Below are 12,140 nucleotides of genomic sequence, written 5' to 3' on the forward strand. Positions count from 1 at the left end.
ACAATTCATGACTCATCAATTACAATAACGACCTCCGAGAGGTGTTGCGCCATAACAGTGATTTACTGCATTAACATTCTATAGTTATGCAATCACAGGTTATGTTAGGCTCGGTTAACTGTCGAGAGACCATATTTTTGGTCGCTCACAGCGCAAACAACGGCACCTGCGTTTTTATTCTTTTTATCATTCGTTAACCACTGATAGGAGCATATTATGGACGCAGTGTCTACTACACCATCTGCCCATACGATCGATCCCTCTTTTACTGACTATAAAGTTGCTGACATCAGCCTTGCTGATTACGGCCGTCGTGAAATCACCCTTGCTGAAGCTGAAATGCCTGCCCTAATGGGCTTGCGTCGTCGCTACGAAGCCGACCAGCCGCTTAAAGGCGCGAAAATCGCTGGCTGTATCCACATGACCATCCAAACTGCGGTCCTTATCGAGACACTCGTCGCGCTAGGTGCTGAAGTACGCTGGACTTCATGTAACATCTTCTCAACCCAAGACCATGCTGCTGCTGCGATTGCTGCTGCTGGTATCTCTGTCTATGCTTGGAAAGGCGAAACAGAAGAAGAGTATGAATGGTGCCTACGTCAGCAAGTACATGTTGGCGGCGAAGCGTCAGGCCAACTTTGGGATGCTAACTTAATCTTGGATGATGGCGGTGATTTGACTGCTTTAATTCACAGCGATTATGCAGAGCTGCTTGATAACATCCATGGTATCTCAGAAGAAACCACTACTGGCGTTCATCGCTTGGTTGAGATGCTTGGTAAAGGTACGCTTAAAGTGCCAGCTATCAACGTCAACGACGCAGTTACCAAGTCTAAAAATGATAATAAATACGGCTGCCGTCATAGCTTAAACGATGCTATCAAACGCGCTACCGATATGTTCCTTGCTGGTCGCCGCGCTTTGGTTATCGGTTATGGTGATGTAGGCAAAGGCTCTACACAAAGCTTACGCCAAGAAGGCATGATCGTACGTGTTTCAGAAGTTGACCCTATCTGTGCGATGCAGGCATGTATGGACGGCTTTGAAGTATTATCACCATACATCGACGGTGACAACACGGGCGGCGCAGCCAGTATCAACAAGCGCTTGCTTGAAGACACTGACATGATCGTCACGACTACTGGTAATTACCATGTTTGTGATAGACATATGCTAGCAGCCCTTAAGCCTGGTGCTGTGGTATGTAACATCGGTCACTTTGACACCGAAATCGACACTCAGTTTATGCGTGATAACTGGCGCTGGGTTGAGATCAAGCCACAAGTGCATCAAATCTTCCGCTCAGACGATGAAAACGATTATCTAATCTTGCTTGCTGAAGGTCGCCTAGTAAACCTAGGTAACGCAACTGGTCACCCATCACGCGTGATGGACGGCTCATTTGCCAACCAAGTATTGGCTCAAATGTATCTGTTCGAAGAAAAATTCGCTGACTTGCCAGCTGACCAACGTACTGACAACCTATACGTAAAAGTATTGCCTAAAAAGTTAGACGAAGAAGTAGCCGCTGCGATGGTTGCAGGCTTTAACGGTACGCTAACCAAGCTGACCCAAAAGCAAGCTGAGTATTTGGGTGTGCCAGTTGAAGGTCCATTCAAGCCTGATGCTTATAAATACTAAAAGGAGCCTGACTGTGAGTAAGCCTGCTTTCTCCTTTGAGTTCTTTCCTGCAAAGACCGAGCAAGGTCACGAAAAGCTTCTCAGCACTTATGATGAGCTTAATAAGTTGTCGCCAGCTTATTTTTCGGTAACTTATGGTGCGGGCGGTTCAACCCGTAGCCGCACCTTAGATATCGTACAGGCACTAAGTGCGCGTGGTACCACTGAAATCGCGCCGCACATGTCTTGTATTGGCGATGACAAAAGTGAAATCGCTGAATTGCTCGAGTATTATAAGACTTTAGGTATTAGACGCTTAGTAGCGCTACGCGGCGACTTGCCATCAGGTCAGGTGGGCATGGGTGAGCTACCATTTGCGGTAGATTTGGTAAAGTACATTCGTGAGCATTCAGGTGATCACTTCCATATCGAAGTGGCTTCCTACCCTGAGATGCACCCACAAGCGCGTAGCTTTGAGTTTGATATCGATAATCTGGTAAATAAATACCAAGCTGGTGCCAATGCGTCGATTACCCAGTTTTTCTACAACGCTGACAGCTATCTGTACTTGCGTGATAAGTTAGAGAAACGCGGTATTGATACAGTAGCTCAGCCTTTGGTCGCTGGTATCATGCCAATTACCAATTCGAGCAATCTCTTGCGTTTTGCTGATAGCTGTGGCGCTGATATTCCGCGCTATGTACGTAAACAGCTGACGGATTTTGGTGATGACCGTAAGGCTATTCGTGAGTTTGGCTTTGATGTGGTTTATCGCTTGTGTGAACGTTTGATTGCCGAGGGCGTCCCTGCTATGCACTTTTATAGCATGAACAAAGTTGAGCCAAACAAACGCTTAGTAGAAGCTTTGGGATTGACTGCTTAAATACTTAAGCGTTCTAGAATATCCTTTAATCATTCCTGAATACATTATTAATGACTGGCGCTTCTAGGAGCGTCAGTTTTTTATTGTCAAAATTTTGACCAATAGCCCTTTACCATTTTATTCATACACTTTATCTTATTTGATTTTTAAAAATTTCTTCACTGTGTAATAATGCTGCTCTAAAAATAATTTTCTTTATTAAGAAAAATTCTCATAAAACAAATGTCATTAATTGTCTCAAGTGATATTCTATAGATCTAATAATAACTATACTCAATCAAATAATAGGAATAAGACCACGTGCGACGTTTTTTTTATGCCATTAACAACGACAATGCTGATGCCTCATCACTACCTAAATTGGATGAGTTACCGCTAGGTAGCAATGTCGAATTACCAGATAGCGTTGTCCATCACTGGTGCCGTGTACTACGAGCCAATATTGGTGATCAAGGGATTTTGTTCGATGGATTTGGCGGCGAATATACAGTAGAGCTACAGGCAATCAGTAAAAAAAATGCCACTGCTACTTTGCTTACACATATAGACGACGATCGTACGGCACCTACTATCACTCAAATCGGCTTAGTAATGAGCCGAGGCGAACGTATGGACTATGCGATACAAAAGGCGACCGAACTTGGCGTGACTGCTATTCAGTTGCTCAGCAGCCATCATGGTGAAGTCACATTGAAACCTGCTCAAGTTGAAAAGAAACTGGCACATTGGCAACAAGTAGCGATTGCCGCTTGTGAACAATGCGGTCTTAATCGTCCGCCCCTCATTCTTGCGCCACAATCTATCAATGAATGGCTAAGCAATACCAATTCTGATGCTAAGACTACTGAGGCTATGGCTACTGACGTTACAAAGACGCAAATGGCCGTCAGTTCTATCGTTTCTGTGCTTAGTCAAGATCCTTATTACCAGATATTAGACGGTCTTTCAGATTTATGTATGCAAATGAGCGTACCAGCAGCAGGACAACCTGCCATGCCTAGTGCTCTACCTGATGTGCTTAAAAAACAAACTCCTTATATTAAACTACTGATTGGACCTGAAGGTGGTCTGAGTCAAGATGAATGTCAGCAAGCGGAGAGTGCTGGCTTTAAGCCTTGGCAAATTGGTACAAGAGTGTTACGCACTGAGACCGCACCAGTGGTTGCTTTGTCTACTATATCCGCCTTGTATAGCTGGAAACTATAACCAATAATAATAGTCATTATCATTAATAAATTTAAAAGTAGAACTTTTGTTTTATATTTTGTAGACTTAAAAGTGATCTTAGCTCAATGTTGAGAAGTTGAATCACCATATTTATTTTTATAAGCCATTATTTTATAAGCCATTATTTTGTGAGCCATTATTATGAGCGATTTTGACACTATCCCAGCATCGATTAAGCAACGGTTAATGACCGAACTGTGTGAGAGAATTGAAGATGCCATATTTATACTAGACGAAAATCTACGTTATTTATCTGTCAATCCTAGCTATGAGCTTTTGATTGGCTACAAAGAAGAGTTTTTAATCGGTCGTCCACTTGGTATATATGCTGCTGAATTTTTATCAGAAGCAGAGCAAGTAATTCTAAAAGATATCAAGAAAAACTTAAACGAACATGGTTTTTATGAACTTGATTTTTCGATGGCCAACCGTTATGGACAGAATATTGACTGTCATATTACTTATCGCAGAATTTATATAGATCAAATGGCTTATCATATTGGTATGCTGCGTGATATGTCTGCAGTTATTAAAGATCAAAAACAGGTCGCCCATTTACTCAACTATGATCAGCTCACAGGCCTCCCTAACCGTAAGGTATTTTTGAGTCAGACAAGTGACATGCTATTGGATAGTTACCAAGAGGTTGTCCTTGTACGTTTAAATATTGATCGTTATCGTAATCTTGCCAGCTTACTAGGGCCTGATGGTGCCAATGACTTGATAAAAAACTTTGCAGAAGAAGTCGAGAAGCTCAAACTACATAATTTACGCTCCTTTTCTCACTTTGGTGGTGATGATTTTGCGCTACTGTTTGAGGTTAAAGATGCCAATATGGTACGTCATCAATTAGATACACTCATGCAAATGTGTGAGCGTCCCTTTTCTACTGATAAGAGCCATGCAACAGATGCAAATATCTATTACCATATTTCTGTGGGTGTCAGCTGTTTTCCAAAAGACGATAACGAAGTAACCGGTTTATTGACCAAAGCAGAAAAAGCATTGGACTATGTCAAGCAGCATGGTGGCGATGATATTCGCTGGTACGACGAGGTAATTGAAAGCGCCACCGCTGGTAGCTTAGAGCTAGAGTCTGAGCTTAGGACTGCTACCCTTGAAGGCCAGTTCGTTCCTTATTATCAGCCAAAGTTCTCATTGGAAACTGGGGCTATCACAGGTTTTGAAGCATTGGTACGTTGGCAACATCCTACTCGCGGATTACTCAAACCCGTTCATTTTATCAATGCCATTATCGCGCACAAGCTCTCCTTTGATTTGTTTTCGCAACTGGCCATTAAAATTGTCAAACAACTCTCTGTTTGGCAACAGCAAGGGTTTCATCAACACGTCTGTATCAACGCTGATGCTGCTGAGTTCAGCCACCCTGACTTCTTTGATATGGTGAGCACACTACTGGAAGAAAATGACGTTGCTGCCCATCAGTTGCATATCGAAGTGACCGAGTCGTCTTTGATTCAGCGTCATGACAATGTAAAAAAACAGCTTAACTCGCTTAGAGAGCTTGGCGTACGTCTAGCGCTAGATGATTTCGGTACTGGTTATGCGTCATTAAGCTACTTGCAAGAATATCCATTTGATTTTATCAAGATTGATAAGAGCTTTATCTCCAATATTGAAACCGATCGTACCCAGCACGCAATTGTAAAAGCCATTTTAGACTTAGCAGTCGCTTTAGACATGCAGGTCGTTGCTGAAGGTATCGAAACTGAGCAGCAGCGCGATGTGTTATTAGATATGGGTTGCAAAATTGGTCAGGGCTATTGGTTTAGCAAACCCGTGGCTGCTGATGTCGCCACTGCAATGTTGATTAAGCAAAACACTTCCGAGTAAATACTAAGCTATTAACTATAAGCTACTATGTTCAGACTCCTAGCATACGAGCATGTTTAATGTTTATCACGGTTTATCGCATTTATACCTGTGAAATAACTTACAGGCTCGGTTCTACCAAATAGTGTTGTCATTTATACCGATGCGTTTGTCTTTATGGCGAACGCTATTTTTTTGGCTGTCGTTTTTTCACGTTCATACTAATCATATAAAGGACTATCTGTCTTAGTAACATTAAAGTTTTCATATGCTTAATACTTCTGTTTCCTAGCGCCTAACGTCGATTGCATAACCGATGCAAGATAGGTTCATGACTTATCAGTCCTGTCACCAAACTTGTATAATCACCTATGAAAGCCTATCTTTTATAGTGAATTTGTTAGAGCACATTTAATCTCTCATTGACTCTGACAATCACCACTCTTTTCAACACTATTTTATGTAATCGATAGCATGGTTGACCTGCTTTACTGTTTATCCTTTATTTAGATTTTCAGATTGGTTAGGTAAGAATAACGCACTAGAGGATAGTGCGACCATATGCTCATTATTGGCTATGATCGGTTACATTCCAAAAAGGACAGGAAGTTATGCAATACAAAGCGCCCTTACGTGATATCCAATTCGTTATGCATGAACTACTCGATAGTGAAAGCCACTACAAAACTTTGCCTGCGTTCCAAGAAGCTGACCGTGAGCTAATGGACAGCCTATTTGAAATGGCTGCAAGCTTTGCTGAAAACGAACTGTCACCATTGAACCAAAGCGGTGATGCTGAAGGCTGTAAGTTTGATAATGGTAAGGTCACCACGCCAAAAGGCTTTAAAGAAGCTTATGACGCGTATTGTGAGCTTGGCTTCCCTGCTTTATCTGCTGAAGAAGATTTTGGCGGTCAAAACATGCCGTTCTCATTATCTACTGTCATCAATGAAATGGTTGGTACGGCTAACTGGTCATTCTCTATGTACCCTGGCCTATCACATGGTGCTATTCAAACCATCGAGCATCATGGTACTGACGAGCAAAAACAAACCTATTTAGAAAAAATGGTCACTGGCGAATGGTCAGGCACCATGTGTCTTACTGAAGCGCATGCGGGTTCTGACTTGGGTATTATCCGTACCAAAGCTGAGCCTAAAGAAGATGGTAGCTATAGCATCACGGGTCAAAAGATTTTTATCTCTGCAGGTGAGCATGACCTAACTGATAACATTATCCACATTGTTTTGGCTCGTCTACCAGGCGCACCTGCTGGCACCAAAGGTATCTCATTGTTTATTGTCCCAAAAATGACGGTCAACGCAGATGGTAGCGTTGGCGAAAGCAACAATGTCGTTTGTGGCTCTATCGAACACAAAATGGGTATCAAAGCTTCTGCAACTTGTGTCATGAACTTCGATGGCGCAACGGGTTACTTGATTGGACCTGAAAACCGTGGCCTACAGTGTATGTTCACCTTTATGAACGTGGCACGTATCGGTACTGCTGTGCAAGGTTTGACTGCAGCAGAGTATGCGTTCCAAGGTTCATTGACTTATGCAAAAGACCGCTTAGCGATGCGTTCACTATCAGGTACGAAAGCACCAGAGAAAGCGGCTGACCCTATCATCGTACATCCAGCGGTTCGTAACATGCTATTGACTGAAAAAGCCTTTGCTGAAGGTGGTCGTGCGCTAGTGTATTATCTCTCACACTTTGCAGATACCGTCGCAAAAGGCGAAGGCAAAGAGTTGAAGTTTGCTGACCAAATGTTGTCACTACTGACACCAATTGCTAAAGCGTTCTTGACTGAAACAGGTCTGGAAGCTGCCAACCATGGTATTCAGGTTTATGGTGGTCATGGTTTCGTTAGTGAATGGGGTATGGAGCAGAACGTACGTGATACGCGCATTTCTTGCTTATACGAAGGTACCACAGAGATTCAAGCACTTGACTTGTTAGGCCGTAAAGTCCTAGGTTCACAAGGTAAGCTACTTGCGAACTTTGTAAACGTTATCCAAGAATTCTGTGAAGAAAACAAAGAAAATGACGAGATGGGTCAGTTCATTCGCCCACTTGCCAAGCATCTTAAAGAATGGGGCGATTTGACTGCACGCATCGGCATGCAAGCAACTGAAACGCCAGACGCTGTCGGCGGCGCTGCAGTAGACTATATGTATTTCAGTGGTTATGTCACCCTAGCCTACTTATGGGCACGTATGGCACTGGTTGCTCAGACTGCTATCGCAAACGGTACTGGCGAAAAAGCATTCTATGACGCTAAAGTTAAAACGGCTCAGTTCTACTTTGCTAAGCTATTGCCACGTACTACTACGCACGTACAGCGTATCAGCACTGGTGTAGAGCCATACATGAGCATGGACGTTGATCAGTTTGCCTTTTAATTAAAGCGCTAAACTTTGCAATCGTGTAATCCTGAGCGGCAACATACTTCGGTGTGTTGCCGCTTTGTTTTGCGTATGCTTATGACGACTATCGACATAGTTTTAACAGTAGCAACTATCTATAAGCACCGACCTATCTACCTTCTCACATTATAGTTGTCAGTGAGGTGTCTATAAGCACTTCAATAGCCGCTGCTAACTTTTGGTGTACGCACAATTCACGAAGAAATACACTCGCTCACAAGCTTATTTGTTAAACTTTGATTATTAATCGCTAAGGTTATACCAAGAGAACAGTTGATAATCTTAACAACTTCAATTTTAATTATTTGAACCAAAGGAATGTTTATGGCTGTTTATAATGCCCCTCTTAATGACATGCGCTTTATCTTAAATGACGTATTCAAAGCGCCAGAGTTTTGGCAAAACAACGAAAACTTGGCTCATGTCGACATGGAAACTGTCGATATGATTTTAGAAGAAATGGGAAAACTGTCAAAAAACATTCTACTTCCTATTAACCGTAGCGGTGATGAAGAAGGCGCAACTTTCGAAGGTGATGGCATCGTCACGACTCCAACAGGATTCAAAGAAGCCTACAAGCAATATGCTGAATCAGGCTGGGTTGGCTTAAGCGGTAATGCTGAATACGGCGGTCAGGGCTTCCCTAAAATGGTTACCATGCTCACCGAAGAGATGGTTTTCACTGCCAACCAATCATTTGCCCTATATCCAAACCTAACAGTCGGTGCGACGCTTTGTTTAAATGCAGCTGGCTCTGAAGAGCAAAAGCAAACTTATCTAGAAAAAATGTACAACGGCGAATGGGCGGGTACTATGTGCTTGACAGAGCCGCATGCTGGTACTGATTTGGGTATTATCAAAACCAAAGCTGTGCCTAATGATGATGGTAGCTATGATATCTCTGGTACCAAAATCTTTATCACTGGTGGTGAGCATGACCTTACTGACAACATCATTCATTTGGTATTGGCAAAAACACCAAATGCACCAGAAGGCTCAAAAGGTATCTCGCTATTTGTCGTACCAAAATTCTTGGTCAATGCAGATGGTAGCTTAGGCGAGCGCAATACGTTAGCGGTAGGCTCTATCGAACACAAAATGGGTATCAAAGCCTCTGCGACTTGTGTCATGAACTTTGATAACGCCAAAGGCTGGATGGTTGGCGCGGAAAATACTGGTCTATCATCTATGTTCATCATGATGAACTACGAGCGTGTCACTATGGGCTTGCAAGGCCTTGGTGGTTCTGAGCTTGCCTATCAAAATGCAGCGTTATATGCCAATGACCGCGGTCAAGGCCGTAGCGATACCCAGCTACAAAGCCCAGAAAAACCTGCTGATGCTATTATTCATCATGCTGATGTCCGCCGTATGCTATTGAACGCCAAAGTAAACACTGAAGCATCGCGCTGTTTTGCGATGTACGTTGCCAAAAACCTTGATGAAGAGAAGTTTAGTACCGATCCTGAGTCAGCCAAAGCAGCTGCAGCTCGTGTTGCCCTACTGACACCAGTTGCTAAAGCGTTCCTGACTGATAAAGCACTGGAAGCCACTGTTGATTGTCAGCAAGTCTTTGGTGGTCATGGCTATATCCGCGAATGGGGTATGGAGCAGATCGTTCGTGATACCCGTATTGCGCAGATTTATGAAGGTACCAACGGTATTCAAGCGCTTGACTTACTAGGTCGTAAGGTTGCTCGTAACAACGGCAAGTACGTCACTCATTTCTTGGGTGAGATTCGTGACTTTGTTAGCAACATGCAAGCAGATCACGCTATCAAACAAGCTACGTTAAATGCAGCAGATACCATTGAAGAGTTAACCACCACTGTGCTTAACAACATCGGTGAACGCAAAAACGAAATCAATGGCTGTGCGGTTGACTACATGCATGCGTTTGGCTACCTTGCTTACTCATACATGTTTGCGTTGATGGTAGAAGCCGCTAATGGAAAAGAAGGCGAGTTTTATACCAATAAAGCCAAGCTTGCTGACTATTTCGTTGGCCGTGTCCTACCGCGTATCGATGCTCATGCAAAAATGGTCAAAGCCGGTAGTGATCCAATGATGAACTTTGATCTTGATTACTTTGATGTACCTGCTAGCTAATCGGTCGCGATTGGCACATTAAAATATATAAAAAAGGGACAGCTAGGTGACTGTCCCTTTTTTTGCCCAAACCATTTGGTCTGTGTTATAGGTCTATGCTATGGAAATCTATGGATATCAAGATATTCGTGAGTAATTTGACGCCGTTTGATAGTATTTAGCCATTTTAGTCCATTTAGGTGACTGTCGATTGTATTAAGGACACGCCCTAGTGAGACCCGATTGCGCAAAGGCGCAAATCTCTATATTAATGGCAAAAACATAGGTATCACGCGCGCGTTTTATCGCCTCAAAGCTACGTAGGTCTGTTTTTTGATCGGTCTCAACGAAAGTGCGCAGCCCGACGGTACTTTTTTTATAGCCATCTCAATCACTCTTGAGGCACGCGCGTACACATCTGCTTCCGTGAACGCCTCTTTCGCTTTTCCCGTCTCCTCTACCGCTTCTTCTAAGTTTCCTTGTTCTATAGTACAGCGATCTAAAATACAGGCTTTATCCAGATGAGTATGACTGTCATAAAAGCCGCCACAGACAAAGTTACCTTGAGCATCGTAACTCGCGGCTGATGGATTTACTGACTGTCTTGGCTGTTAGCATTATCGTCAGCTATATCCTCAATACGAGCAATATGCTGGTCTGTTATTAAGATATTTACAAGGGTTTTATGAGTCGCTAATCGGGCGTTTTTTATGATTAAGTCAGTCATTATGAGTTATTCCATTAGATGATATTGGATTAAAAATAGTGCAGGCCAAACAGCTTTTCTCGAATATTACGACCAGCCTACCACGCTAACAAAGAACAAAAAGCTCAATAATTATTGATTGCTTCTTTAAGCGGTAGCTATATAGCGATGACTGGTTGGTTATAGTGATGCTAAGAGTCGAATTGTTTACTATAATAGCTGCCACTGAAGTTATTATGTAAATTATCTAATTAGTTAAATATAATAATTTAGATTCACTAATCATAGTGTGGTTTTATTATTAATATACAGTGATAGCTTTAGATAAAATACGGCACAAACAATCACTTTATTTTTAAAATAAAGTATAAGTGCTTCACCATTTAAAATAATTGAGGAAAGAAAATGTCAAATATCGATCAGTCTTTACAAGAGTTAATGCAAGTTGATGGCGCTATGGGTACCTGTATTGTCGACTATATGTCAGGCATGGTACTAGGCATGGCTGGTGGCGGCGTCGATTTAGAGCTTGCTGGTGCGGGTAACTCGCAAGTGGTCAAAGCCAAAATGGCGACGATGGAATCATTAGGTATCAAAGGTGATATCGATGATATCTTGATTACTCTAGAATCACAGATTCATATCATTCGCCCATCAGCGCATAACGAAGGTTTGTTTTTGTACTTGGTACTCGATAAAGCCAAATCAAACCTAGCTTTGGCGCGCCGTAAAGTACAAGGCATCGAAGCTAAGCTTGAAGTATAAATAAGCTAAAATCACGCTTCTTATTATTGAGTCATTGCTATTGCTGCCACTTTAAAGAGCGATGACTCAATACTCACCCCTTAATTATCAGTAGCTATCGTCATCATTGAACAAGCTACTTTATATGCCTTATTTAAGTGAGGGCAACATGAAATGTATTGCGTATGTCAGTAGAACCACAGCCAATGAGCGCGGTATCAATCTGCCTGCCGGTTTGTCAAACATCGTACAGATATCTCGCAAACGCAATACAGCCGCGCAAATCACAGGTGTTCTATCCTATCGCCGAGGCCAGTACGTGCAAGTGCTAGAAGGGCCGGCTATCGAGATCGATGACTTGATGAAAAAGGTATTGGCTGATCCTAGGCATAACGATATATGGGTGTTTGTCGACGAAAAAGTGACGAAGCGTAGCTTCGATAAGTGGAGGGTCAGTATCTTTGATTTTATCGATCAAGGCCCTATTTTTAAGACATTTATTGAAGACCATCAACAGACATTAGATGCTTTTACGTTTGAGCAAAAAGCACGTCTGCAAGATTTTATCAATTTAGGCAATAACAATGCCATAGCGACTCATTATTACGAT

General features: G+C 42.5%; 8 protein-coding genes. All 8 read left to right on the forward strand.

Annotation, left to right across the window (positions count from 1 at the left end; translation table 11 throughout):
* Positions 1-216: 216 nt before the first annotated feature.
* The gene (ahcY, locus tag B2863_RS10195; RefSeq protein WP_191113667.1) at positions 217-1,641 is read left to right on the forward strand and encodes an adenosylhomocysteinase; all 1,425 of its coding nucleotides are present in this window, start codon (positions 217-219) and stop codon (positions 1,639-1,641) included.
* The gene (metF, locus tag B2863_RS10200; protein WP_166739256.1) at positions 1,625-2,503 is read left to right on the forward strand and encodes a methylenetetrahydrofolate reductase [NAD(P)H]; all 879 of its coding nucleotides are present in this window, start codon (positions 1,625-1,627) and stop codon (positions 2,501-2,503) included. The genes ahcY and metF overlap by 17 nt, the downstream gene beginning before the upstream one ends.
* A gap of 300 nt (positions 2,504-2,803) precedes the next feature.
* On the forward strand, positions 2,804-3,709 hold the full coding sequence (locus B2863_RS10205) for a 16S rRNA (uracil(1498)-N(3))-methyltransferase (protein WP_296210030.1): 906 nt from the start codon (positions 2,804-2,806) through the stop codon (positions 3,707-3,709).
* A 162-nt stretch (positions 3,710-3,871) separates the two neighbouring features.
* Entirely contained in the window at positions 3,872-5,584 is a 1,713-nt protein-coding gene (locus B2863_RS10210; RefSeq protein ID WP_296210033.1) for a putative bifunctional diguanylate cyclase/phosphodiesterase, read from the forward strand.
* A 590-nt stretch (positions 5,585-6,174) separates the two neighbouring features.
* On the forward strand, positions 6,175-7,968 hold the full coding sequence (locus tag B2863_RS10215; RefSeq protein WP_201571754.1) for an acyl-CoA dehydrogenase C-terminal domain-containing protein: 1,794 nt from the start codon (positions 6,175-6,177) through the stop codon (positions 7,966-7,968).
* Positions 7,969-8,316: 348 nt separating this feature from the next.
* Positions 8,317-10,101 (forward strand): acyl-CoA dehydrogenase C-terminal domain-containing protein, encoded by a 1,785-nt coding sequence (locus B2863_RS10220; protein WP_296210037.1) that lies wholly within the window; start codon positions 8,317-8,319, stop codon positions 10,099-10,101.
* 1,090 nt (positions 10,102-11,191) lie between these two features.
* Positions 11,192-11,551 carry a hypothetical protein gene (locus tag B2863_RS10225; RefSeq protein ID WP_201607260.1) on the forward strand — a complete coding sequence of 120 codons (360 nt, stop codon included), beginning with the start codon at positions 11,192-11,194 and terminating at the stop codon, positions 11,549-11,551.
* Between the two features lie 148 nt (positions 11,552-11,699).
* A partial coding sequence (locus B2863_RS10230) for a BLUF domain-containing protein (protein WP_296210075.1) occupies positions 11,700-12,140 on the forward strand: 441 nt, incomplete at its 3' end.

It is taken from the genome of Psychrobacter sp. UBA3480, from assembly GCF_002377945.1.
Lineage (GTDB): Bacteria > Pseudomonadota > Gammaproteobacteria > Pseudomonadales > Moraxellaceae > Psychrobacter.